This window comes from Herbiconiux sp. J20-20, assembly GCF_057365085.1.
In genome coordinates this window covers 1,548,694-1,571,331 of the sequence record NZ_CP195122.1, presented here as the reverse complement: position 1 = coordinate 1,571,331, position 22,638 = coordinate 1,548,694, and the positions used below count along the sequence as shown (strand labels likewise).

At 70.6% G+C, this 22,638-nt stretch carries 19 protein-coding genes; 8 read left to right on the top strand and 11 right to left on the bottom strand.

The window, feature by feature from the left end; all coding sequences use genetic code 11:
• The first annotated feature begins 50 nt into the window (after positions 1-50).
• Both yczR and ACR3ZA_RS07530 read left to right on the top strand, forming a co-directional pair.
• Positions 51-1,478: a MocR-like transcription factor YczR gene (yczR, locus tag ACR3ZA_RS07535; protein ID WP_473661379.1), complete on the top strand. Its 1,428-nt coding sequence runs from the start codon at positions 51-53 to the stop codon at positions 1,476-1,478.
• 142 nt (positions 1,479-1,620) lie between these two features.
• Positions 1,621-4,794 (top strand): efflux RND transporter permease subunit, encoded by a 3,174-nt coding sequence (locus ACR3ZA_RS07530; RefSeq protein ID WP_473661378.1) that lies wholly within the window; start codon positions 1,621-1,623, stop codon positions 4,792-4,794.
• Positions 4,795-4,800: 6 nt separating this feature from the next.
• Here the strand turns inward: ACR3ZA_RS07530 and ACR3ZA_RS07525 are convergent, their stop codons facing one another.
• Positions 4,801-5,739 (bottom strand): alpha/beta hydrolase fold domain-containing protein, encoded by a 939-nt coding sequence (locus ACR3ZA_RS07525; protein WP_473661377.1) that lies wholly within the window; start codon positions 5,737-5,739, stop codon positions 4,801-4,803.
• 234 nt (positions 5,740-5,973) lie between these two features.
• On the opposite strand from ACR3ZA_RS07525, the gene ACR3ZA_RS07520 reads away from it, so the two are divergent.
• A complete protein-coding gene (locus ACR3ZA_RS07520) occupies positions 5,974-7,986 on the top strand; it encodes a DEAD/DEAH box helicase (RefSeq protein WP_473661376.1) in 2,013 nt (670 codons plus the stop codon).
• A 76-nt stretch (positions 7,987-8,062) separates the two neighbouring features.
• On the opposite strand, the gene ACR3ZA_RS07515 is transcribed toward ACR3ZA_RS07520, so the two are convergent.
• The 6 genes from ACR3ZA_RS07515 to ACR3ZA_RS07490 form a co-directional block, all read right to left on the bottom strand.
• Positions 8,063-8,962: an EamA family transporter gene (locus ACR3ZA_RS07515; protein ID WP_473661375.1), complete on the bottom strand. Its 900-nt coding sequence runs from the start codon at positions 8,960-8,962 to the stop codon at positions 8,063-8,065.
• Between the two features lie 66 nt (positions 8,963-9,028).
• Positions 9,029-9,928, bottom strand: a complete 900-nt coding sequence (locus ACR3ZA_RS07510; protein ID WP_473661374.1) for an EamA family transporter — start codon at positions 9,926-9,928, stop codon at positions 9,029-9,031.
• Between the two features lie 22 nt (positions 9,929-9,950).
• Positions 9,951-10,703: an ATP-binding cassette domain-containing protein gene (locus tag ACR3ZA_RS07505; RefSeq protein WP_473661373.1), complete on the bottom strand. Its 753-nt coding sequence runs from the start codon at positions 10,701-10,703 to the stop codon at positions 9,951-9,953.
• Positions 10,700-11,686: an iron chelate uptake ABC transporter family permease subunit gene (locus ACR3ZA_RS07500; protein WP_473661372.1), complete on the bottom strand. Its 987-nt coding sequence runs from the start codon at positions 11,684-11,686 to the stop codon at positions 10,700-10,702. The genes ACR3ZA_RS07505 and ACR3ZA_RS07500 overlap by 4 nt, the downstream gene beginning before the upstream one ends.
• Positions 11,679-12,560: an iron chelate uptake ABC transporter family permease subunit gene (locus ACR3ZA_RS07495; RefSeq protein ID WP_473661371.1), complete on the bottom strand. Its 882-nt coding sequence runs from the start codon at positions 12,558-12,560 to the stop codon at positions 11,679-11,681. The genes ACR3ZA_RS07500 and ACR3ZA_RS07495 overlap by 8 nt, the downstream gene beginning before the upstream one ends.
• Before the next feature lie 73 nt (positions 12,561-12,633).
• Positions 12,634-13,674, bottom strand: coding sequence for an ABC transporter substrate-binding protein (locus tag ACR3ZA_RS07490; protein ID WP_473661370.1), 1,041 nt, complete (start codon positions 13,672-13,674; stop codon positions 12,634-12,636).
• 134 nt (positions 13,675-13,808) lie between these two features.
• Between ACR3ZA_RS07490 and ACR3ZA_RS07485 the strand changes: the two genes are divergently transcribed.
• From ACR3ZA_RS07485 to ACR3ZA_RS07475, 3 genes are read left to right on the top strand one after another with little or no spacing between them, the layout of a single operon-like run.
• The gene (locus tag ACR3ZA_RS07485) at positions 13,809-14,543 is read left to right on the top strand and encodes an SIP domain-containing protein (RefSeq protein WP_473661369.1); all 735 of its coding nucleotides are present in this window, start codon (positions 13,809-13,811) and stop codon (positions 14,541-14,543) included.
• Between the two features lie 56 nt (positions 14,544-14,599).
• The gene (gene recQ, locus ACR3ZA_RS07480; RefSeq protein ID WP_473661368.1) at positions 14,600-16,426 is read left to right on the top strand and encodes a DNA helicase RecQ; all 1,827 of its coding nucleotides are present in this window, start codon (positions 14,600-14,602) and stop codon (positions 16,424-16,426) included.
• Positions 16,427-16,435: 9 nt separating this feature from the next.
• On the top strand, positions 16,436-16,918 hold the full coding sequence (locus ACR3ZA_RS07475) for a hypothetical protein (RefSeq protein ID WP_473661367.1): 483 nt from the start codon (positions 16,436-16,438) through the stop codon (positions 16,916-16,918).
• On the opposite strand, the gene ACR3ZA_RS07470 is transcribed toward ACR3ZA_RS07475, so the two are convergent.
• The gene (locus ACR3ZA_RS07470) at positions 16,901-18,490 is read right to left on the bottom strand and encodes a DHA2 family efflux MFS transporter permease subunit (protein ID WP_473661366.1); all 1,590 of its coding nucleotides are present in this window, start codon (positions 18,488-18,490) and stop codon (positions 16,901-16,903) included. The genes ACR3ZA_RS07475 and ACR3ZA_RS07470 overlap by 18 nt on opposite strands.
• A 219-nt stretch (positions 18,491-18,709) precedes the next feature.
• Between ACR3ZA_RS07470 and ACR3ZA_RS07465 the strand changes: the two genes are divergently transcribed.
• Both ACR3ZA_RS07465 and ACR3ZA_RS07460 read left to right on the top strand, forming a co-directional pair.
• Complete coding sequence (locus ACR3ZA_RS07465; protein WP_473661365.1) at positions 18,710-20,809, top strand: acyl-CoA dehydrogenase family protein; 2,100 nt, start codon at positions 18,710-18,712, stop codon at positions 20,807-20,809.
• 2 nt (positions 20,810-20,811) lie between these two features.
• On the top strand, positions 20,812-21,279 hold the full coding sequence (locus ACR3ZA_RS07460; protein ID WP_473661364.1) for a methyltransferase: 468 nt from the start codon (positions 20,812-20,814) through the stop codon (positions 21,277-21,279).
• A 13-nt stretch (positions 21,280-21,292) separates the two neighbouring features.
• On the opposite strand, the gene ACR3ZA_RS07455 is transcribed toward ACR3ZA_RS07460, so the two are convergent.
• The 3 genes from ACR3ZA_RS07455 to ACR3ZA_RS07445 are packed head-to-tail and all read right to left on the bottom strand — an operon-like array spanning position 21,293 to position 22,626.
• Positions 21,293-21,439, bottom strand: coding sequence for a hypothetical protein (locus tag ACR3ZA_RS07455; protein ID WP_473661363.1), 147 nt, complete (start codon positions 21,437-21,439; stop codon positions 21,293-21,295).
• A 51-nt stretch (positions 21,440-21,490) separates the two neighbouring features.
• On the bottom strand, positions 21,491-22,471 hold the full coding sequence (locus tag ACR3ZA_RS07450) for an FAD-dependent oxidoreductase (protein ID WP_473661362.1): 981 nt from the start codon (positions 22,469-22,471) through the stop codon (positions 21,491-21,493).
• The gene (locus ACR3ZA_RS07445; protein ID WP_473661361.1) at positions 22,435-22,626 is read right to left on the bottom strand and encodes a PLDc N-terminal domain-containing protein; all 192 of its coding nucleotides are present in this window, start codon (positions 22,624-22,626) and stop codon (positions 22,435-22,437) included. Before ACR3ZA_RS07445 ends, ACR3ZA_RS07450 begins: the two co-directional genes overlap by 37 nt.
• Between the last annotated feature and the right edge of the window lie 12 nt (positions 22,627-22,638).

Genomic DNA, 22,638 nt, shown 5'->3' with positions numbered 1-22,638 from the left:
TGGACTGCAATCAAGATGCCAATTCTTGGCGGCTGGCGTAGGGTGGCCGGGTGACGTCGCTTTCGGCCCGTGCGCTGGCCTCTCTGCTTCGAGGGTGGCGGGATGCCGCCCGCGGTCCCGTCTATCAGGAGCTCGCCGACCGCGTCCGGCTGCTGATCCTCGACGGGCGCATCCCCCTCGGCACGCGCCTGCCCGCCGAACGTGAGCTCGCGCACCAGCTCGTCCTCAGCCGCACCACCGTGTCGTCGGCGTACGCGAGCCTGCGCGATGCCGGCTTCGTCGAGAGCACGCGCGGCTCGGGCAGCGTCGCGCGGCTGCCGCGGCACGATGAGCTCGACCCGGATCCCGACACCCCCGCTGGCTTCGTCGACTTCGGCAAGGCCATGCTGCCGGCGGTGCACGGCGTCGCCGGGGCCGCCGAGCGCGCCGTCGCGCACCTGCCCCGGTTCCTCGGCGAGTCCGGCTTCGACCCGCTGGGGCTGCTGGTCGCCCGGCAGGCGCTCGCCGATCACTACACGGCGCGCGGCGTTCCGACCTCGGCCGACCAGCTCATGATCACGGTGGGCGCGCAGCACGCGATCCACCTCATCGCGCGCACCGTGCTCTCGCGCGGCGACCGCGCCGTGGTCGAGGCGCCGACGTTCCCGCACGCGCTCGAGGCGATCCGCGCGGCAGGCGGGCGGCCCGTTCCCGTCCCCGTCTCCACCACGGAAGGCTGGGACGTCACCACGCTCGAGCAGATCTTCCCGCGCACCAGCCCCGTGCTCGCCTACCTGCAGCCCGAGAACCACAATCCGACCGGGCGCACGATGGACCCGGAGATGCGCGAGCGCATCGCCCGCCTTGCGGCGCGGCAGGGCACCGTCGTCGTCGCCGACGAGACGATCGCCGGCCTCGGGCTGGTTGGACGCCCCACTCCGCTGCCGTACGCGGCGACCGGGCCCGCCGTGTCAATCGGATCGCTCGGCAAGTCGGTCTGGGGCGGACTGCGGCTGGGGTGGATCCGCGCCGACCGCGAGTTCATTCAGCGCGCCGCGCGCGAGCGCTTCACCGGCGACCTCGGCACGCCGATCCTCGACCAGCTCATCCTGCTCGAGCTCCTTCCGCGCTACGACGAGATCCTCGCCGAGCGCCGCGCCGCGCTCACCCGCGGCCGCGACCAGCTCGCCGCGCGCCTGCGCACCGCGATCCCCGAGTGGGAGGTGCCGCACACCGAGGGCGGCATCGCCAGCTGGATCAACCTCGGCGCCCCGATGAGCACCTCGCTCGCGATCGCGGCGCGGGCCGAGGGGCTCATCCTCGCGGCGGGTCCGCGATTCGGGGTCGAGGGCGGCGTGTTCGAGCGCTTCGTTCGGGTGCCGTTCACCTACCCGAGCGACGAGATCGACCGCGGTGTCGACCGCCTCATCGCCGCCTGGTCGCGCGTGCGCCGCACCCCCGCGATCGTCGCCGAGCCGGAGTACGCCCAGGTCGTCTGAGCGGTTTCCGGCACGATTTCATCCCAACGGAGTACAGTGCGGGCGCGCCCGCTTGTGATACTGACTCAGGTGCACGGTGGCGTGCGCGCCCTCCGTCGGCCTGCACCGCCGCGGAGACCGAACACCCCGAGGAGCCATCCCCGTGCATCTGCTGTCCGTCTTCAGCCTTCGCAATCGCGCGCTCATTGCGCTCGTCACGATCGTCATCGGCCTGTTCGGCGGCATCGCGATCACCCAGCTCAAGCAGGAGCTGTTCCCCTCGATCAGCCTGCCGCAGGTCAGCATCTCCACCAGCTACCCGGGCGCCAGCCCCGCGGTCGTCGAGAACGACGTCTCGACGCCGGTCGAGGCCGCCCTGCAGGGCATCCGCGGGCTGAGCGGCACCAGCGCCACCTCGGGCTCAGGGCTCTCCCTGGTCACCGCCGAATTCGACTACGGCACCGACCTCACGACGGCCGAGCAGAAGGTGCAGCTCGCCCTCAACCGGATCGCGAACCAGCTTCCCGACGACGTCACCCCGACGGTGGCGACCTTCTCCTTCGATGACTTCCCGGTCATCCAGCTCGCCGTCACCAGCGACCTCGACCAGAACCAGCTCACCAGCCGACTCGAGTCGATCGCGGTGCCCGAGTTCCAGTCGCTCGACGGGGTGAGCGAGGCCTCCGTCACCGGTGGCGCGGGCGAGCGCGTCGAGATCACGTACGACCCCGAGAAGCTCGAGGACAACAACCTCACGACGCAGTCGATCGTCGACGCGCTGAACTCGGCGGGCGTCCTGCTCGCGGTCGGCGAGATCGCCGAAGATGGCACCACTCTCACCGTCCAGTCGGGGGCGCGCATCGAGTCGCTGGACGAGATCCGCGCGCTGCCGGTGCTCGGCGGCTACACGACCGACACCGAGACGGTGCCCGGCTTCGGCGAGGTGACGACCTCGGAGGCGCAAGAGCTCACCATCGACGACCTCGCCGCCGTCGAGCTGGTCGACAACCCCTCCGACTCGATCGCCCGGGTCAACGGGGAGCCCTCCCTCGCGGTGGCGATCACCAAGACGGCGACCGGCAACACCGTCGACGTCTCGCACGCCGTCTCCGATGCGCTCGACGAGATCGCCGCGAAGGTCGGCTCGAACACCGAGTTCACGGTCGTCTTCGACCAGGCGCCCTCGATCGAGCGCTCCATCGAGACGCTCGCCACCGAGGGCCTCCTGGGTCTCGCTGCCGCGATCCTCGTGATCTTCGTCTTCCTGGTGTCGATCCGCTCGACCCTGGTGACGGCGATCTCGATCCCGGCGTCGCTGCTCGTGACCTTCATCGGGATGTGGGCGAGCGGCTACTCGCTCAACGTCCTCACGCTGGGCGCCATCACCATCTCGATCGGCCGCGTCGTCGACGACTCGATCGTCGTCATCGAGAACATCAAGCGGCACCTGGCGCTCGGCGATGACAAGCTGACCGCGATCAAGACCGGCGTGCGCGAGGTCGCCACGGCGATCACCGCCTCCACGGTCACCACCATCGCCGTGTTCCTGCCGCTCGCGCTGGTCAGCGACATCACCGGCGAGCTGTTCCGGCCCTTCGCCGTCACGGTGACGATCGCGCTCGCCGCATCGCTCTTCGTCGCCCTGACGATCGTGCCGGTGCTCGCCTACTGGTTCCTGGGTCGCAAGCCGCTCAGCGCCAAGGCGATCGCGAAGGCGGAGGCGGCGCAGGCCGCGGCGGCCTCCGGCGAGGACGAGCTGGAGCGCCCGACGCGACTGCAGAAGGTGTACCTGCCCGTCATCCGCTGGACGCTGCGTCGCCCCGCGATCACGCTGCTCGCCGCGGTGCTGGTGATGGGCGGAACCATCGCCACCGTGCCGCTGCTGCAGACCAACTTCATCGGATCCAGCGGCGCCAACACGATCACCGTCACCCAGACCATCGACGCCGGCTCCGACCTGGAGGCGAAGGATGCGGCCGCCACCAAGGTCGAGCAGGCGCTGCTCGAGGTGGAGGGCGTCGAGATCGTGCAGTCGTCGATCGGCGGCGGCAACCAGCTGGCCGCCTTCTTCGGCGGCGGCAACGACGCGACCTTCTCGCTCACCACGGACGAAGACGGCGATCAGGATGAGATCACGGCCGCCGTGCGCGCCGCGATCGACGACCTCAGCGACGTCGGCGAGGTGACGGTCGGCGGCGGCGAGAGCGCCGCGTTCGCCTCCAGCGACATCTCGATCCAGATCTCGGCCGGGGATGAGGACGCCCTCCTGGAGGCGACGACCGCCGTGCTCGACGCGGTGAGCGACCTCGACGTGACCGCCGAGGCGACCAGCAACCTCGCCGCGAGCCGGCCGTTCATCTCGGTCGACGTGGATCGCGAGGCCGCCGCCGAGTACAACCTCAGCGAGCTCGCGGTCGGCAGCCTCGTCGCCCAGGCGATGCAGCCCGCCGCCTCCGGCGACTTCGAGCTCGACAACACGGTGATCTCGATCTACCTGGTCGACCCGGACGAGCCCGAGACGCTCGAGCAGCTGCGCGAGTACGAGCTGCAGACGCCGACCGGTGACACGGTGCGACTCGAGGAGATCGCTGACGTGGAGATCACGAACGGGCCCACCTCGATCACCACCGAGCGCGGCGTGCGCACCTCCGAGGTCACGATCACCCCGAACACGGCCGACCTCGGCTCGGCGGGCGCCGTCGTCACCGCCGCGGTGGCCGACGTCACCTTGCCGGAGGGCGCCTCGGCGAGCGTCGGCGGCGCGGTCGCCGACCAGCAGGAGGGCTTCGCCCAGCTCGGGCTGGCCGCGCTGGCGTCGCTTCTGATCGTGTACATCATCATGGTCGCGACGTTCCGCAGCCTCCGCCAGCCGCTGCTGCTGCTGATCTCGGTGCCGTTCGCGGCGACCGGCGCGATCCTGCTGCAGCTGGCGAGTGGGGTGCCGTTCGGCATCGCGTCGATCATCGGCGTCATCATGCTGATCGGCATCGTGGTGACGAACGCGATCGTGCTGGTCGACCTCGTCAACCAGTACCGAGAGCGCGGAATGAAGGTGAACGATGCCGTCGAGCACGGCTCCTCGCGTCGTCTGCGCCCGATCCTGATGACGGCGCTCGCCACGATCGTGGCGCTCATCCCGATGGCGCTCGGCATCACCGGCGAGGGCGGCTTCATCTCGCAGCCGCTGGCGATCGTCGTGATCGGCGGGCTGCTCTCCTCGACGCTGCTCACGCTGGTCGTGCTGCCGACGCTGTACGCCCTCGTCGAGGGCGCCTCCGAGCGTCGCGCCGCCAAGCGCGAGGCCCGAGCCGCCGCGGCGGAGACCGCCGCGAGCTAGTTGCGCTCAGTCGGCGGCGAGGATCGCCTCGCCGCCGACGGTGCGCGCCAGGAAGTCGAGGATGCGCGCCGAGACGTCGGCGTCGAGCAGCATGATCGCGTGCCGGTCGCCGGCGACGACGAGGAACTCCACGTCGACTCCCGCCTCGCGGAGGGCGGCCGCGAACAGCTCGCCCTGCTCGTCCGGAACGAACTCGTCCTCCGAGTGCACGATGAAGACCGGCGGATCGCTCGCATCGACCGCGGTGATCGGCGAGGCGAGCGCCGCCGTCTCGCAGTCGTCGTCGGACTCGCAGCCCAGGTAGTCGAGCCGCCGCGGCGTCAGACGGGCGTCCTCGGCCACGCCGCTCAGGTCGATGGGCGCGCTCAGCTCCACGACGGCGGCCACCCGGTCGGGCGCCGACCAGGCGCCGTCGCCCGCGGTGCCGACCCAGGCGGCGAGCGTGCCGCCGGCGGAGCTGCCGAACAGCGCGATCCGATCGGGGTCGATGCCGTAGGCGGCGACCTGCGCGGGCTCGCGCAGCCAGGCGAGGGCCGCCCGCACGTCGTCGGTCGCGGCAGGGAACTGCGCCGCGGGCGAGAGCCGGTAGCTGATCGAGAACGTGGGGTAGCCGGCGCCCGCCAACCACTCGCAGGTCTCGCGGTACAGGGCTTCGTCGCGGGCGCCGCGATACCAGCTGCCGCCGTGAATGAACATGATCGCCGGTCGCGCCTCGGTGCCGTCGCTCGCGGGAAGGCAGGCGTCCAGGGCCAGCTCCGTGCCCTCGGGCGAGGCGTAGACGAGGCCCGCCTGCACCGTCACTCCGTCCACGAGCGGCAGACCGAGCGGCGCGGCGACCGTCTCGGCGGCCTCGATCTCGCTGGAGGCGGGCACGCATCCGGCGAGCACGGCACCGCACAGCGTCACGAGCGCGAGAGCTCTCACGGACGGCGCGATTCGGGGCATGTTCAGGCGAGCATAGGCGAATTCAGGATCGGTCCTGTAAGGTACCGAGGTCGGCTCTCGACAGCGGAACTCTCCGCAATGCTTCACTGTGTGTCGAATCGGGCCGGATCGTCAGCGCATCCGCTGACGAGGAATCCATTCAGGAAAACGGCCCCGGTCAGTATCGCCCGGGTTCTCACGCGGCTGCGTTCAGTCGTTGTGCACTCTGTGTGACCACAACCGGAAAAGACATCCATGCCTCAGAAGAAGGGCGCGCCTGTGCGCGCGCCGAAGTTCAAGTCCAACGCCCCGAAGTCGGGCAGCAAGAGCCCCAAGCACCGCGGCTACCGTGCCGAGGATGCCGCTGCGGGCACCGCTCCGGCGCCCAAGAAGGCGCGCTGGAGCAGCGACGACCGCGTGGCCCGCGGCCGCAACGCCGAGCGTCCCCGCGGCGGCGAGTCCGCCGCGCGTGGTGAGCGCACCGGCGAGCGCCCCAACTGGGAGCCGCGCCCCAAGCAGTCGCGCTTCGAGCGCGACGCGCAGCGCACCGGCCGCGTCGACCGTGACGCCCGCCCCGCGCGCGGCGACCGGGACGAGCGTCCGCGTTACAACCGTGATGAGCGCCCGGCCCGTTTCGATCGCGACGAGCGTCCGCGGTACAACCGCGATGACCGTCCGGCCCGCACCGATCGCGATGAGCGTCCGCGCTACAACCGTGACGACCGTGACGAGCGTCCCCGTTACAACCGCGACGACCGCCCGGCGCGCGACGACCGCCCCCGCTACAACCGTGACGACCGCCCGGCCCGCGATGACCGTCCGCGCCGCGAGTTCAGCAATGACCGCCCGCGTCGTGACTTCAACGAGGACCGCCCGCGTCGTGACTTCAACGAGGACCGCCCGCGTCGTGACTTCAACGAGGACCGCCCGCGTCGTGACTTCAACGAGGACCGCCCGCGCCGCGACTTCCGCGACGACCGCCCGGCGCGCGCGCCGCGCCAGGACGAGGCCGCCCGCTTCGTTCCGACCGACGACGTCGTGCTCGAGCGCCTCGAGGCGCAGGCCATCGTCGCCGGCGACTCGGAGGGCGTGAGCTTCGGCGACCTCGGCCTCGGCGACAACATCGTGCGTGCCCTCGCCGAGCTCGGCGCGGCCTCGCCGTTCCCGATCCAGGCCGGCACGATCCCCGAGGTCCTCGCGGGTCGCGACGTCCTCGGCCGCGGCCGCACCGGCTCCGGCAAGACGATCGCCTTCGGCGCCCCGCTCGTTGAGCGCCTGCTGCGCATGCAGGCCGGCGACAGCAAGCGCCGCCAGCCGGGCCGCAAGCCGCGCGCCCTGATCCTGGCGCCGACGCGTGAGCTCGCCCTGCAGATCGACCGCACCGTGCAGCCGATCGCCCGCAGCGTCGGACTCTTCACCACGCAGATCTACGGCGGCGTGCCCTACGCGCGTCAGCTCGGGGCGCTCGACCGCGGTGTCGACATCGTGATCGGCACCCCCGGTCGCATCCAGGACCTCTCGGCCCAGGGCCGCCTCGACCTCTCGCAGGTCGTCGTGACCGTGCTCGACGAGGCCGACCACATGTGCGAGCTCGGCTTCGCCGAGCCCGTGCAGGAGATCCTGGACCGCACGAGCGAGGGCGGCCAGAAGCTGCTGTTCTCGGCGACCCTCGACAAGGGCGTGGCCGAGATCGTCGAGCGCTACCTCGTCGAGCCGAGCGTGCACGAGGTCGCCGGTGAAGACCAGGCCAGCTCCACGATCGACCACCGCGTGCTCGTCATGGACCAGCGTGACAAGCTCGCGGTGCTCGCCGAGCTCGCCGCCGGTCCCGGCAAGAAGCTCGTCTTCGCTCGCACCCGTGCGTTCGCCGAGCAGCTCGCCGACTTCCTCGACGAGGCCGACATCGCGGCCGACGCGATCCACGGCGACCTGAACCAGTCGCGCCGTCAGCGCGCCCTCGAGAAGTTCAGCAAGGGCCGCCTGCAGGCGCTCGTCGCCACCGATGTCGCCGCGCGCGGCATCCACGTCGACGATGTCGACCTGGTCATCCAGGCCGACGCGCCCGACGAGTACAAGTCGTACCTGCACCGTTCCGGCCGCACCGGCCGCGCCGGAAAGTCGGGTGTCGTCGTGACGCTCGTTCCGCGCAACCGCCGCCGCAAGGTGGAGGACCTGCTGCAGCGCGCCGAGATCACCGCCGAGTGGATTCAGGTCCGCCCGGGCGACGACGTGATCCGTGACCTCGCGGAGGGCGTCGCGATCTCCTAGGTCGCAGAAGCCGTGTGAGGCGGGGGTGGTGCCGTGAGGCGCCGCCCCCGTTTCCGTTTCATGGTGGGGCTGTCGCTCAGCCGAGGCCGAGCGCGGTCGACAGCTCCCGGTGCGAGCTGAGGGTGGCGGCCGCGACGAGCGCCAGCGTGAGTCCGACCCACTGCACCGGCGCGATCCGCTCGCGCAGCACGATGGCCGCCAGCAGAATGGTGCCCGCCGGGTAGAGGGCGATGAGCACTGACATGATGCTGAGTTCGCCGAGCCGCAGGCCGATCAGGATCAGCGAGTTCGCGGTCACTTCGAGCACCCCGCAGGTGATCGCGAAGGCGATCCCAGCGCGCCATCCGGTGGTGAGCGTTGCGGACTCGCTGGTCCGCCGACGCCCGATGAGCGCCATGCCGAGGATGACCGCGCCGAGCACGAGCACCGTCGCCAGGCGGTGCGTGATCAGGGGATACAGCCCCGAGTCGGCGGGGGCGTGGTCGATGGAGACGAGGAAGACGCCGATCAGCGTTCCGGACCCGACGGCGTACAGGACGCCGCGGAGCTTCGGCCGCACGGCGCCCTTCTCGGGGACGAAGCCGACGAGCACCACCGCGACCAGCGCGAGGCCGAGGGCCAGGTAGCCGAGCAGGGTCAGCTCGTCGCCGGTGGCCAGGCCCCAGGTCATCGGGATGATCGCCGAGACCACCGCCGTCAGCGGCGACAGGATGCTCATCGGTCCGATCGCGAGGGCCGCGTAGAGCAGCATGATCGCCAGGCCGCCGCTCACGCCCGCGATCGCGCCCCACGCGAACGCCTCCGCGGAGGCGACGCCCCCGACGAGCGGCGCGAAGATCAGCATCAGCACGAGGCCGGTGATCCCGGCCATGAACGTCACCCGCACGGCGGCGATGCGACGAGAGCCCATCCCGCCCATGAAGTCGGCGGCACCGAAGATGAGAGCGGCGCCGAGGCCGACGAGAACAGTAATCACCGGTCCACGTTAGCCGCGCTGCGACAGCGCGAATCCCGCCGTTCGCGCGGTGACGCGAGGGCCCGCCTAGCCGAGGCCGACGAGGGCCGAGAGCTCGCGATGCGAGCCGAGCATCGCGGCGGCGGCCACCGCGAGCGCCAGCCCCGCCCACTGCACGGGGGCGATGCGCTCCCGCAGCAGGATTCCCGCCAGCAGGATCGTGCCCGCCGGGTACAGGGCGACCAGCACCGACATCACGCTGAGGTCGCCGAGGCGCAGGCCGAACAGGATCATCGAGTTGGCGGTGGCGTCGAGGATGCCGCAGATCACCGCGATGCCGAGGCCCGCGCGCCAGCCGGTTCGCGCATCCGTCGACTCCGACGAGCCGCGCCGCGCCCGCAGGATCAGCACCAGGATGAGCGCGCCGAGGAACACCACGCTCGCGGCGCGATTCGCCAGCAGCGGCACCAGCCCCGAGTCGTCGGGCGTCTGATCCATGATGACCAGGAAGATGCCGATCAGGATTCCGGAGCCGACCGCGTAGAGGATGCCCCGCGGATGCGGACGCACCGCCCCCTTCTCGGGCACGAAGCCGACGAGCACGACCGCCACGAGCGCCAGGCCGAGGGCGAGGTAGCCGACCCCGGTGAGGGTCTCCCCGCCGAGCAGCCCCCAGGTCATCGGCACGATCGCCGAGATGACGGCGGTCAGCGGCGACAGGATGCTCATGGGTCCGATCGCGAGCGCGGCGTAGAGCAGCACGATGGCGAAGCCGCCGCTCAGCCCCGACAGTGCTCCCCAGACCAGCGCTTCGCCCGAGACGGCTCCGCCCGAGAGCGGTGCCGCGACGCTCATCAGCACCAGCCCGGCGATCGCCGCGATGAAGGTGACCCGCAGTGGCTGGATCCGCCGCGCGGCAAGTCCGCCGAAGAAGTCGGCGGCGCCGAAGATGAGGGCGCTGGACAGGCCGACGAGAACAGGGATCACCGTCACACGCTAGCGCCGGACGTCAGTCCCAGAGCACCACCCGGCGCTCGCCGATGCGCTCGACGCGAACCGGGGTCTCGTAGAGCGTGCTGAGGTTCGGCACGGTCACCACCTCGTCGACGGTTCCGTGGCAGTGGATGCGCCCATCCTTCATGGCGATGATCGAGTCGGCGAACTGCGCGGCGGTGTTGATGTCGTGCATGACGACCACGATCGTGAGCCCGCGCTGCTCGGCGAGCTGGGCGAGCAGCTTCATGAGCGCGACCGCGTGGCGCGGGTCGAGGTTGTTCAGCGGTTCGTCGAGCAGCAGGTAGTCGGTGTCCTGCGCGACGGCCATGGCGACGAAGGCGCGCTGCCGCTGGCCGCCGGACAGCTCATCGAGGTAGCGGTCGCGCAGCTCGGTGAGCGTCAGCAGCTCGAGGGCGCGTTCGATGTGCTCGACGTCCTCGGCGGTGCGACCGGAGCCGCCGTGCGGAAACCGTCCGAATCCGACCAGGTCGGCGACGGTGAGCCGGATGGCGAGGTGGTTCTCCTGCCGGAGCACGGCAAGCCGCTGCGCGAGGGTGCGCGTCTTCGCCGTGGCGACGTCCAGTCCGCCGACGACGGCGGCACCCGCGTCCATGCGCGCCAGGCGGCCGATGAGGGTCAGCAGGCTCGACTTCCCGGCGCCGTTGGGACCGATGATGGCGGTGAGGCCTGCGGCGATGGCGACGTTGATGTCGTCGACGGCGACCGTCGGACCGTGCCGCTTGCTGAGGTTCTGGGTCTGGATCATCGGGCCCTCCCGGTGAGTACGAGAACGATGAACAGCACGCCGCCGAGGAACTCGATGACGACGGGGAGCTCGGTTCCGAAGCCGAGCACCCGATCGAGCACCAGCTGGCCGCCGACGAGGGCGCTCACGCCGACGGCGATGACGGCGGGGATGCTGTGGCGATGCCGGTGTCCGACCATGCTGTAGGCCAGGTTGGCGGCGAGCAGGCCGAAGAACGCGACCGGGCCGACCAGCGCGGTGGAGGCCGCCACCATCACCGCGATGGCGATGACGGTGTGCATGACGACCGCGCGATGGCGCACGCCGAGGCCGATCGCGGGCGACTCTCCGAGCGCGATGACGTCGAGCGATCGCCGAATCGGCCACAGCGAGAGGAGCGCCGCGACGACGAGGACCCCGGTCGGCAGCAGCAGGGTCCGGTCGACCGAGGTGAAGGAGGCGAAGACCAGGTTCTGCACGATCGCGAACGTGTCGGGATCCAGGAGGCGCTGGAGGAAGGTCGTGATCGAGCGGAACAGGGTGCCGAGGATCAGCCCCGCCAGCACGATCACATGCAGGTCGAGGCGGCGTCGGACGAACAGCCACCAGTAGAGGCCGACGACGGCGCCGGTCATGACGACGAGCTCGACCGCCCAGGATGCGGCGGCGGGCGCGCCGGCGAGGAACGCCGGACCGAGGGTGAACGCGACGCCGGTCTGGATCATCAGGAACACCGCGTCGAAGCCCATGATCCCGGGGGTCAGGATGCGGTTGGCGGTGATTGTGTGGAACAGCACGGTGGCGACGCCGACGGCCGCCGCGGCGATGATCATGCCGGCGATGGTGCGCGAGCGCAGCCCGAGCGCGTACTTGGCGGCCGCGGGCAGGTCCGTGAACAGGTAGACCGTGACGCACAGCGCGGCAAGGCCCGCGAGCAGCGAGAGCCGGATGGCGGGGCGCGCGGTGCGCGGGCGGCGCGGTGCGCGGGTGGCGAGCTCAACCACGGGCCACCGCCTTCGAGGACGGCGAGCGGAGCAGGATCGCGAGGAAGACCACGCTGCCGAGGATCCCCATGACGACGCCGAGCGGGATCTCGTACGGGAAGTTCACGAGCCGCCCGACGATGTCGCAGGCGAGCACCATCGCCGCGCCGATCATCGCGACAAGCGGCACCGTTCGCCGCATGTTATCCCCGACGAGGCGGCTGGCGATGTTGGGGACGATGAGCCCCAGGAACGGGATGACCCCGGTCGTGACGGTCGTGATTCCGGTGACGAGCGCGACGATCGCGACGCCGAGGACGAAGGTCGCGCGCGCGTTGAGCCCGAGGCCGCGTGCGGTGTCGCTGCCGAGGCCGGCGATGGTGAAGCGGTCGGCGGCGATCCAGGCGATCAGAGCCGCCGCCGCGGCCAGGTACAGCATCTCGTAGCGTCCGCGCAGGATGCTCGAGAGGTCGCCGAGGGCCCAGCTGTTCAGCTCCTGGAGAAGATCGACCCGGTAGGCGAGAAACGTGGTGATCGCCGCGATCACGCCGGCATACATGAGCCCGACGACGGGCACGAGAACGCTGGATCGCACCGGGATGCGCCGGGCGAGTCCGAGGAAGCCCGCGACCCCGATCGCCGCCCCCAGGGTCGTCGCGACGGCCTTGGCCCAGATCGGCATGCCGGGCTGCAGGACGAGCACGAACAGCAGCGCGAGGGTGGCGGCGTCGCTGGCGCCCGTCGTGGACGGTTCGACGAAGCGGTTGCGCGTCAGCACCTGCATGAGCAGCCCGGTGACGGACATCGAGACGCCGACCAGAATCAGGGCGATGGTGCGCGGGATGCGGCTCGCCAGCAGGACCAGGGTGTCCAGTTCGGCCACGCCGATGAACACCGACACGACCGCGAGGGCCGCAACCAGTGCGGCCCCCGCGATCGTGAGGGTTCGGGTCCTGGGGTTCAGGGCGTCAGCCTTCGAGTCCCGCGATGAGCGCGTCGAGCACGTTGCTGACCGCCGTCAGCCCGCTGATGACGATGTACAGCTCGGAGGCGGGGAGGTAGATGATCTGATCCTCCTGCGCGGCCGTGGTCGCGCCGACGAGCTCGTTGTCCAGCACCTCTGCGGCGGCGCTGTCGCCGGTCGTCTCGCCGGTCGCCGCGCCGCGGTCGAGCACGAGCAGCCACTCGGGGTCGACCGAGAAGATGAACTCGTTCGAGACGACGTCGCCGTGCGGGGATCCTTCCGCGCCGGGAAGCTCAGCAGCGGGAACCGCCGAGGCGAACCCGAGCTCGTTGAAGAAGTAGCCGAACCGCGAGCCCTCCGCGTAGGCGCCGTACTCGCCGCCGGTGACGATGAGCATGAGGGCCGAACCGGCGTCAGGCGCGAGGGCCGAGATCTCATCGATCCGGGTCTCGATGTCGCCGACGAGGGCGGCGACGGCGTCTTCGGCGCCGAAGATCTCGCCGAGCTGCGTGGCCCGCACGATGGCGGCGGCCGGGTCGAACGCGCCGCCGACCGCGGCGGTGAGGTCGATCGTGGTGGTGATCTCGGCGAGCTCGTCATACGCGGAGGACGAGCGCGCCGCCGTGACGATCAGGTCGGGGTTCAGCTCGGCGACGGCCTCGAAGTCGGGCTCGAAGAGCGTGCCGACGGTCGGGAGCTCGGCGTACTCGGCGAGGTAGTCGGGCAGCACAGCCTCGGGGATGCCGACCACGGCGGCGCCGAGCCCGAGGGCGTCCAGTGTGTCGAGGGTGGCCAGGTCGAAGGTGATGACGCTGGTGGGTCGGAAGGGGACCTCGACGCTCTCGGAGGGCAGCGAGTAGTCGACCACGGTCTGGTCCGTGGCGGTGCTGTCGTCGCTGGTGGTGAACGCCGGCTTGGCGTTCTCCACGACGACGGTCGCGGTGGCGGCGGTCTCGGGTTCTGCCGTGCCGCTGCAGGCGCTGAGCCCGAGAGCGGTGACGAAGGCGAGGGCGGCGGTGATCGATGATCTGCGGTGGATGCGCATCGAGGTTGGTTCTCCTTGGGTCGGTGACCGGGTGTTCTCCCGGGCCTGACGTGGCGTACCGGGCGGCACGCCCCGGCGAGCATATCCGAAGTTAGGTGAGGCTTACCAAACTCGAAAACGGTAGACTGGACGCGATGGTCTTCTCACTTCTTCGCACCCCGCTCCCCAACGGCTCGCGCCGTGTCGCCGTTCGTCGGGTCGACGCGCTGACGCCGACCTACCTCCGCATCGCGCTCGAAGGCGACTTCACCGACTTCGAGTCGCGCGGCGCCGATGACCACCTGCGATTGTTCTTCGTGCCCGACGGCGTCGGTGCCGGTGAGCTCGCCGAGCTGCGCGACTACCCGTCGCGCGAGTACACCCCGGTGTCGTGGAGCGACGACGAGCTCACGCTCGACGTCGTCGTGCACGGCGAGGGGCCCGGCTCGAACTGGGCCGCCTCGGCCACGCCGGGCAACGGAGCGATGGTCGGGGGGCCGCGCGGTTCTCAGCTGATCGAGGGGCGACCGGATCACTGGCTCCTGGCCGGTGACCGCACGGCGCTTCCCGCGATCCGAAGGTTCGCGGCCCAGGCGGCCTCCGGTGTTCCGGTCGACGTCGTGGTGATCGCCGAGGATCCCGCCGATGAGCAGTCGATCTCGTCACCGGGTGACCTCCGAGTCACCTGGGTTCGCGACCTGGATGCGCTGATCGCGGCGCTCGACGCCGCGACGCGACGCGACGGCGACGGCTTCGCGTTCGTGGCCGCCGAGCAGTCGGTCGTGAAGCCGGCGCGCGCCGCGCTCGTGTCGGCAGGATTCGACCTCGAGCGGGCGATCGTGAAGGGCTACTGGAAGCGCGGCGAGGCCGAGTACCACGCGCCCCACTGAGCCCGCGCCGCCGTGATCGGCCCCACCGCGTCGGCGGTGCCGTCTAGCCTGGACGCATGACGTCCACCGCGCCCGCCGCCCCGCCGAGCGCCCCGGCGGAGGTGCTGCACCGCGTCTTCGGCTACGCCGAGTTCCGCGGCGAGCAGGCGGAGATCGTCGACCACGTCGTGGGCGGCGGCGACGCGCTCGTGCTGATGCCGACCGGCGGCGGCAAGTCGCTGTGCTACCAGATCCCCGCGCTCGTGCGCTCGGGCACCGGCGTCGTCATCTCGCCGCTCATCGCCCTGATGCAAGATCAGGTCGATGCGCTCGCCGCCCTGGGCGTGCGTGCCGCCTTTCTCAACTCGACGCAGGACGCCGAGACCCGACGCGAGGTGGAGGCGGCGCTCGTCGCCGGCGAGATCGATCTGCTGTACCTCGCGCCCGAGCGCCTCAACGTGGGCGCCACCCTCGACCTGCTCGATCGTGCGCCGCTCGCCCTGTTCGCGATCGACGAGGCGCACTGCGTCAGCCAGTGGGGCCACGACTTCCGCCCCGACTACCTGCGGCTGACGGTGCTGCACGAGCGCTGGCCGACGGTGCCGCGCATCGCGCTCACCGCGACCGCGACCGACGCCACCCGGCGCGAGATCGTGCAGCGGCTCGAGCTCACCGACGCGCGCCAGTTCGTGGCCAGCTTCGACCGCCCGAACATCCAGTACCGCATCGAGCCGAAGGCCCAGCCGATGCAGCAGCTGCTGACGTTGCTGCGCACCGAGCACCCGGGCGACGCCGGCATCGTCTACTGCCTCTCGCGCAAGAGCGTCGAGAAGACGGCGGATGCGCTGGTCGCCGCCGGCATCCCGGCCCTGCCGTATCACGCGGGTCTCGACACGGCGACGCGCGCCCGCAACCAGTCGCGGTTCCTGCGCGAAGACGGCATCGTCATGGTGGCGACGATCGCGTTCGGCATGGGCATCGACAAGCCCGACGTCAGGTTCGTGGCGCACCTCGACCTGCCGAAGAGCGTCGAGGGCTACTACCAGGAGACGGGGCGCGCCGGCCGCGACGGTCTGCCGAGCACCGCGTGGCTGGCCTACGGGCTGCAGGACGTGGTGCAGCAGCGCCGGATGATCGATGAGGGCGAGGGCGACGTCGCCCACAAGCGGCGGCTGTCGGCGCACCTCGACGCGATGCTCGCGCTGTGCGAGACGATCGAGTGCCGCCGGGTGCAGCTGCTGAACTACTTCGGCCAGAGCTCGACGGCGTGCGGCAACTGCGACACCTGCCTCAGCCCGCCCGAGTCGTGGGACGGCACGGTGCCCGCGCAGAAGCTGCTGTCGACGGTGGTGCGCCTGCAGCGCGAGCGCAACCAGCGCTTCGGCGCCGGGCACCTGATCGACATTCTGCTCGGGCGCGAGAACGACCGCATCCGCAGCAACCGGCACGACGAGCTGCGCACCTTCGGCATCGGAGCCGAGCTGAGCGAGCAGGAGTGGCGCGGAGTCGTGCGACAGCTGCTCGCGCAGGGCCTTCTCGCCGTGCAGGGTGAGTACGGCACTCTCGGCATCACCGAGACGTCGGCCGCGGTGCTCGCCGGCGAGCGCGCCGTGCGTCTGCGCCGCGAGCCCGAGCGCCCGGTCAAGCGCGCCAAGCGCAGCGCCGGCGCCGAGCTGCCCGAGCAGGCGCAGCCGTTGTTCGAGCGGCTCCGCGAGTGGCGTGCGGGCGTGGCCCGCGAGCAGGGTGTTCCGGCGTACGTGATCTTCAACGACGCGACACTGCGCGGCGTCGCCCTCACCGAGCCCACCTCGATCGAGCAGTTGGCCGAGATCAGCGGCGTCGGCGAGAAGAAGCTCGAGGCCTACGGCGAAGCCGTGCTGGGAGTTGTGACCGAGACTCAGTAATCTCGTGCCATGACCGACCTTCTGAGTCGTCGTGCGGGAGATGTCGCCGCCGGCGTCGCGCTGCTCGCGTTCCCTTTCGTGACCGCGATCGTGAAGCTCATCGCCCCCGGGTGGATGGCCCTCATCTATCTGACCGGCCTGCTCGTCTTCGTGCCGCTCTACGTGCTCGTCGTCGTGATCGTGATCACCGGCTTCTTCGCCAGGCGCAGCCCCTTCGCCTTCGTCACCGGCGGCCGGGTGCGTGCCCGCATCGCCGCGTGGACGCACATCGGCACGTTCCTGCTCGCGACGGCCGTGCTGGTCGACGGCGGAGACGACGGCACCTGGACCTCGCCCCTGGCGCTGATCCTGGGGCTTCCGTCCAACACCGACTTCGCGGACGCGGCGAACGTGGCCTTCTCTCCCCTCACCCTGCTGTCGGGCGTCGCCCTCGTCTGGTTGACGGTCGAGTGGATCGTGGCGCTGCGCGCCCGGTCACGGGCGCTGAACTAGCTCCGCATCCTCGGTCTCGCGCCGTCCGCCGAGGGAGGCGGTGGCGACGAGGCCGACGGTCAGGAAGCCGGCGGCGGCCAGTGCCGCAAGTCGTGTGGAATCGGTGAACGCCTCGCGCGCCGCATCGGCGACGGCGGGCTGCGCCGCGTCGAAGCCGGAGATGGCGGTGCCGGCGCTGTCGACCACCGCATCCACGATCTCCTGGCGGGCGGACTCGGCGAAGCCCTCGTCGGCGAGCTTCGCGTCGAGGTGTGTGCCGAGAGCCCCGAACAGGATCGTGCCGAGGATCGCGATGCCGAGCGCCGAGCCGACCTGGCGCGAGGTGCTCTGGGTGCCGGAGGCGCGTCCGCTGTCCTCGATCGGCACGTCGTTCAGCACGACCCCGGTCAGCTGCGCGGTCGCGAGCCCCACGCCGAAGCCGTACACCGCGAGCCCGCCCGCGATCGCCCACGGCGAGACATCGACCGCGAGCACCAGGGCGACGATCAGCAGGCCGAGGATCTCGGAGAGCAGCCCGGCGCGCACGATCATCACCGGTCGCAGTCGCGCCCCGAGCGAGCCCGCGAAGCCGCTGGCGATGAAGCTTCCGCCGGCGAGGGCGACGAGCACGAGGCCAGCCTGCAGCGCGTCGTAGTCGAGCACCGTCTGCAGCCAGAGTGGGATGGAGAGGATGATGCCGAATTCGCCGAGCGACACCAGCATCGCGACGATGTTGCCGTTGCGGAACGACGGGATGCGGAACAGGCCGAAGTCGATGAGGGTCGTGCGCCCGGTGCGACGGCGCCACACTCCCCACGCGATGAACGCGACGAGCGCGAGCGCGGTCATCGCGAAGGCGACGGGCACCGGCGAGAGGTCGAACGGCCACGTCCAGTCGCCCACCTGGAACGGGGTGTCGATCAGCCACCACCCGTAGCTGCGGCCCTCGATCAGGCCGAAGACGAGCGTTCCGAAGAGCACGACCGAGATCGCGGCGCCGACCAAGTCGAGCCGGCCGGGGTTCGGGTCGCGCGATGTCGTCACGAACAGCAGAGCCCCGATGATGATGACGAGGCCGAGCGGCACGTTGATGCCGAAGGCCCAGCGCCAGCTGAAGGAGGTGGTCAGCCACCCGCCGAGCAGCGGCCCGACCGCGGCCATGCCGCCGATCGTCGAGCCCCAGACCGCGAAGGCGATCGCGCGGTCCTTGCCGCGGAACCCGGCGTTGATGATCGAGAGCGTCGTCGGCAGCAGCATCGCGCCGCCGACGCCCTGCACGACGCGCGCGGCGATGAGCGCCCCGCCGGAGTCTGAGAGCGCGGCGACCACGCTGGAGAGGGCGAAGATCGCGATGCCGAGCAGCAGCATCCGGCGCCGGCCGATGCGGTCGGCGAGCGTGCCGAAGACGAGCAGGAGGGAGGCGAAGACGAGCGTGTAGCTCTCCTGCACCCACTGCACCTCGGTCGAGCTGAGTCCGAGGTCTTCGACGATCGAGGGCACCGCCACGGTGACGATCGTCGAGTCGACGATGATGAGGGCGACGGCGAGGCTGACGACGACGAGGCCGATCCAGCGGGTGCGAGGTGAGGGCACGCAAAACTCCTTCGAGCGTCGAACTACCTCACGCTAGCACCGCGGGTCGCGCACCGCTTGCGCGACGAAACCTCTAGTCGCCCTCAGCAACGATTGTCGATTGGGCACAAGTTTCTGAACCCGCCGCGCCGCGTCGATTGCGCTCACAAACGACAATCTCGCAACTCCCAGTCGCCGGACGTAGCCTCACGTCAAGACCTCACGAGGGAGTTGTGTGTCATGACCGATCTGGTCGATCGTCCCGCCGCGGCGGACGCAAGTGGTTTCGAGAACACCGAGACGAGCGCGATCGAGACGAGCGCTCTCCACGTCGACGTGGCCGCGCTCGGCGAGCAGCTGCTCGGCCGCTGGGCGGAGTCCCGCCGGCGCTCACGGGAGTTCATGAAGAACCCGGACATGTGGCGCGATCCCGCACTCGGCATGGACGAGCACCGCGCCCGCGTGCTCCGCCAGCTGAAGCTGCTGGTCGAGAACGGCTCCGTGCACCGCGCCTTCCCGAAGAAGTTCGGCGGCGACGACGACCACGGCGGCTTCCTCGCAGCCTTCGAGGAGATCGTCACGGCGGACCCGTCGCTGCAGATCAAGTCGGGGGTGCAGTGGGGCCTGTTCGCCTCGGCGATTCTGCACCTCGGCACCGAGAGCCACCACGACCGCTTCCTGCCCTCGGCCCTCAGCCTGGAGGTGCCGGGTGCCTTCGCGATGACCGAGACGGGCCACGGCTCCGACGTCGCGTCGATCGGCACGACCGCGACCTACGACGAGGCCACCGACGAGTTCGTCATCCACACGCCGTTCCGTGCCGCGTGGAAGGACTACCTCGGCAACGCAGCCCTGCACGGCACCGCCGCGGTCGTGTTCGCGCAGCTCATCACCAAGGGCGTGAACCACGGCGTGCATGCGTTCTACGTGCCGATTCGCGACGAGAACGGATTCCTGCCCGGCGTCGGCGGCGAAGACGACGGCCTGAAGGGCGGCCTCAACGGCATCGACAACGGTCGCCTTCACTTCACGAACGTTCGCGTTCCGCGCACCCACCTGCTCGATCGCTACGGCCACGTCGCCGAGGGCGGCCAGTACACCTCGCCGATCGAGAGCCCCGGGCGCCGCTTCTTCACGATGATCGGCACCCTCGTGCAGGGGCGCGTCTCGCTCGACGGCGCCTCGGTCGTGGCCAGCAAGATGGCGCTCATGATCGCGGTGCGGTACGCCGCATCCCGGCGTCAGTTCGCCGACGGCACCGACCGCGGCGAGGTGACGCTGCTCGACTACCAGCGCCACCAGCGCCGCCTGCTGCCGCGCCTCGCCGCGACCTACGCGATGTCGTTCGCGCACGAGACGCTGCTCGAGAAGTTCCACGCGGTGTTCTCCGGTGCCGAAGACACCGACGACGACCGGCAGGAGCTCGAGACGCTCGCCGCGGCGCTCAAGACCTTCAGCACCTGGAAGGCGCTCGACATTCTGCAGGAGAGCCGCGAGGCGTGCGGCGGCTCCGGCTTCCTCGCCGAGAACCGCCTCACCGGGCTCCGCGCCGACCTCGACATCTACGTCACCTTCGAGGGCGACAACAACGTTCTGCTGCAGTTGGTCGGCAAGCGCTTGATGTCTGACTATGCGCGACGCTTCGCCAAGGCGGATGCCGGCGCACTCGCCGCACTCGTCGCGGGGCAGGTCGGCGACGTCGCCATCAACCGCTCGGGCCTGCGCGCACTTGCGCAGAAGGTCGCCGATTTCGGCTCGACCGCCCGTTCGATCGGCTACGTGCGCGGCACCGACGCGCAGCGTCAGCTGCTCACCGACCGCGTCGAGAGCATGGTCGCCGAGCTGGCCGGGCACCTCCGCGAGGTGGGCAAGCTGCCCGCCGAGGAGGCCGCGGCCCTGTTCAACCGCCACCAGAACGACCTCATCACGGCGGCGCGCGCCCACTCCGAGCTGCTCGAGTGGGAGGCGTTCACCGAGGCGCTCGACCGCGTCGTAGACGAGGACACCAAGCAGGTGCTCACCTGGCTGCGCGACCTGTTCGGCTTCACCCTCATCGAGGACAACCTCGACTGGTACCTGCTGCATGGGCGCCTCTCGGCGCCGCGAGCACGCGCCATCACCGACTACATCGACGACCGGCTGCTGCCGCGGCTTCGTCCGCACGCGGTCGACCTGGTCGACGCGTTCGGCTACGAGCCCGAGCACCTGCGGGCGCCGAACGCGACCAGCGCCGAGCACGAGCGTCAGGAGGAGGCCCGCGCCTACTACCGCGACCTCGAGGCGACCGGGCTGGCGCCGGTGATGGAGAAGGCGCCGAAGAAGGCGTCGAAGAAGGGCTGAGGATGAACCGGCGGGCGATCGGCATGGCGCTCGTCGGCGTGCAGTTCGTGTTGCTGGCCGCGATCGTGCTGCTGCCGTGGACGGCGCCGTTCTGGGAGCGCTCGCCGGTGGCGTTCGCGATCGGCGGCACGCTCGCGCTCGCCGGCGCCGTGATCGCGGTGCTCGGCGTCGTCGGGCTCGGTCGGTCGCTGACCGCCAACCCGGTGCCGCTGGAGAGCTCAGAGCTGGTGACGAGCGGGCTGTACGGCCGGGTGAGGCATCCGATCTACAGCGGACTCCTGCTGGCCGCGCTTGGCGTCATGCTGGTCGCCGCCACCTGGTGGCATGTCGCGACCTGGGTGGCGCTCGTCGTCTTGCTGATGGTGAAGGCGCGCTGGGAGGAGCGGATGCTGCTCGAGCGCTACGACGGCTACGCCGAGTACGCGCGCCGAACCGGCCGATTCATCCCCGGAATCGGGCGAATCGGCTGAGTCGACGCGACGCCTAGTGCTTCGTTGCCTTCGTCACGGCGTCGGTGTTCTCGGTGCGGGCGTTCGACGCGCGCTTGTCGGCCTTGGCGAGACGCTTTTCCTTCAGCGTCTTCGAGGCGGCGGTCTTCGGGCTGCTTTTTCGAGCGGACTTGTCACCCATGAGGGCTCTCCTTGGTGAGCCGAAACGGCTCTGTGCTCGTGAGCGTACGCCCTAGACCTGCGCGGCGAGTGCGGCGACCTCGGCGGCACAGCCCCAGGAGAGCGTGACACCCGAACCGCCGTGCCCGTAGCAGTGGATGACCGGGCGGCCCTGCGCATCCGGAATCGTCTCGACGCGCACCTCGCTGCGGCCGGGGCGCAGGCCCATCGCACGGGAGCTGATGGGCGCCTCGCGCAGTTCGGGGATGAGAGCGCGCACCCGAGCGAGCACGCCCGCCTCGACCGCGGGGTCGAGTTCGAGGTCCCACTCGCCCTCCTCGTCGGTGCCCCCGCACACGATCTCGTCGAGGCGGGGGATGACGTACGTGAGGCCGTCGGGGTTGGCGTAGTCGAGCGTCCACTCGAAGTAGCCGGGGTTCTTGAGGCGCACCGTCTGGCCGCGCACCGGGATCACGTCGGCATCGGCGGCGAAGTCGTTCGACGCCAGCCCCGCGGCGAGCACGACCAGGTCGCCGTGCTCGAAGGCGTCGTCGAGCGCCGCGATCTCGGTGCGGAGCGTTCGCACCCCGCGGGCATCACACTGGGCCTGCAGCCAGGGCAGGTAGTACGACATGTCGATCACCGGCACGGTGCACTCGCTCGCCGAGAGCACCCCGGCGGGCAGCTGGTCGGGGTCGTCGATCGTCGTCACCGACGGCACCGCGGCCGCCCACCACAGGTCGGGGGCAGCGGTGCGGTGCAGCACCCGGCCGCGCTGCATCCGCACGCCGGTGGCCGGGTCGGCGGCGATGGCCTCGAAGCGCTCGAAGGTGCGGGCACCCCAGCCGAGCACGCGGTCGGCGGGGGTGGCGCGGAACGGGAACCACACGGCGCCCGCCCGAGCAGAGGTGGTGTCGGCGAGCTCGTCGCGCGCGAGCACCGTGACGTCGTGACCGGCGTCGCGGAGTTCGAGTGCGCAGCTCAGGCCGATGACCCCGCCGCCGACGATGGCGATTCTCAGCGCGTGACCTTCCCGCGTCCGAAGATCAGCCACAGGATCGAGCCGATGATGCTGAAGAAGAAGGCGACGAGCGTCCAGATCACCTTGCCGAAGAAGCCGTGGTTCGGATTCTTGACGATCGAGACGAGCGTGATGATGAAGATGACGAGCGGGACGATGCCCGCGAAGCTGAGAGTGATCGGATCCACGGGTCGATGCTA